The sequence below is a fragment of the Segatella baroniae DSM 16972 = JCM 13447 genome (genome assembly GCF_000426585.1).
Taxonomy (GTDB): domain Bacteria; phylum Bacteroidota; class Bacteroidia; order Bacteroidales; family Bacteroidaceae; genus Prevotella; species Prevotella baroniae.
In genome coordinates this window covers 1-1938 of record NZ_AUFQ01000041.1, presented here as the reverse complement: position 1 = coordinate 1938, position 1938 = coordinate 1, and the positions used below count along the sequence as shown (strand labels likewise).

The window sequence follows — 1938 nt, the reverse complement described above, 5'->3', positions numbered from 1 at the left end:
GCTCGTGTGGCTGTTGCTTTGGTCGGCAGTTTTCTGCGTAAGTGAGGAACGCTTTAATTCGGGTAACTTTGCATAAGACAGGCTGCACTCGTCCATTTGAGAGCAAGCTCTCATGGAACTCGCTTGCACTGTCTTTGCCCACAAATATTAAAGCGTATGAAAACAGAGAAAATGAAAGTGTTGCTCTACCTTAAAAAGAGCAGTTTGGACAAGTTGGGGAAAGCTCCGATTATGGGGCGGATAACACTTGGAAGGAGTATTGCGCAGTTCAGTTGTAAGCTCTCCTGCAATCCCGATTTATGGAATCCACGTGAGAGCAGAATGGATGGCAAGAGCCGTGAGGCGGTGGAGATTAACGGAAGGTTGGATAACCTGTTACTTTCCATTCAATCTGCCTATCAGTCTTTGATTGCCAAAGGACAGCCATTTGATGCAACCGATGTAAAGGAACTGTTTCAAGGCAGCGTGCAGGCAAGATGTATGCTTATCGAAAGGTTGGATATGCTCATCAAGGAGAAAGAAAGCCATATCGGTATAGACCTCAAGGAAAAGTCTATGTCCGCCTATCATTCCACCCGGAAACGGTTGCAGGAGTTTATTCAGAGGAAGTATCATGTTTCGGATTTGGCTTTCTCGCAGTTGACAGAAAGCTTTATCTACGAATTACAAGCATTTTGTCTTGGCGAACTCGGTCATCAGCAAAGCACATTCTTCAGAGTTGCAGCAGATTTGAAGACCGTCTGCAGGCTGGCTTATCGTGAGAGACTGGCTGATACGCTTCTGTTTGACAAAGTCCATATAGAACGCGGGGAGAAGAAAGCACCGAAGGCTCTCGACAAAGAAGCATTGGACAAGCTCAAAGCACTCCGCTTTGATGAATTGGAAGAGGAAATGGAAACTGCTCGTGATGTGTTTCTCTTCGCCTGTTATACCGGTGCAGCCTATTGTGATTTGATGGAACTAAGCAAGAAGCATCTTGTTCGTGATGATGCAGGTAGTTTGTGGTTGAAGTTCAACCGACAGAAGACGGGTGTGCTTTGTCGTATCAAGCTATTACCGAAAGCTGTTCGGTTAATTGAGAAAATGCACAGCGATGAAAGGGAAACACTGCTGCCTTTCATCAAATATCCCACTTATCAGTCCTGTCTTAAAGCCTTGCGACTACGGGCAGGTATTTCTTTTCCCTTTACCTCGCACACGGCAAGGCATACCTTTGCCACACTTATCACCTTGGAACAGGGCATTCCTATTGAAACCGTCAGCAAGATGCTGGGACATACGAATGTAAGTATGACCGAACGTTATGCAAAGGTAACGCCCCAGAAACTGTTTGAGGAATTCGACCGTTTCCTCTCTTTCACCGAAGATATGCAGTTGGCTATCTGATCTCTATACTTTGTATATGCTTATACATTCATTCCAGACATTAAAATAACAAGACAATGAGAAGTACATTCAAGATATTATTCTATATCAACAGACAGAAAATAAAGGCAGACGGCAAGACCGCCATTCTCTGCCGTATCACCATAGACGGAAAGAGTACCGCCATTACCACAGGCGAGCAGTGCAAATCCTCCGAGTGGAACAGCAAACAAGGACTGACAACCGACAAGAAAACCAATCAAAGAATCGGCGAGTTCAAGGAACTTGTAGAAAAGACCTATCAAGATATTCTGATAAATGACGGAGTGGTAAGCGTGGAACTGCTCAAGAACCGTTTGCAGGGAGTAGCCACCATACCGACAACACTTCTTGCCATGAGCAAAGCAGAACTGCAATCCGTTAAAGAGTGCGTGGGCAAATCAAGGGCAGAGGGGACTTATCAGAACCTATTCTATTCAGATAAGTTGCTTACGGAGTTTGTAAAGAATAAGGGAGTGATGGATATAACCATAGCCACAATAACGGAAGACTTGTTTGAAGAATACCGTTTCT

At 44.7% G+C, this 1938-nt stretch carries 2 protein-coding genes; both read left to right on the top strand.

Features of this window, described 5'->3' with window-relative positions; all coding sequences use genetic code 11:
- Positions 1-156: 156 nt before the first annotated feature.
- Positions 157-1386, top strand: coding sequence for a site-specific integrase (locus K334_RS0112740; RefSeq protein WP_025882411.1), 1230 nt, complete (start codon positions 157-159; stop codon positions 1384-1386).
- Between the two features lie 56 nt (positions 1387-1442).
- On the top strand, positions 1443-1938 hold a 496-nt coding region (locus tag K334_RS0112735; protein WP_025882410.1), incomplete at its 3' end, for an Arm DNA-binding domain-containing protein.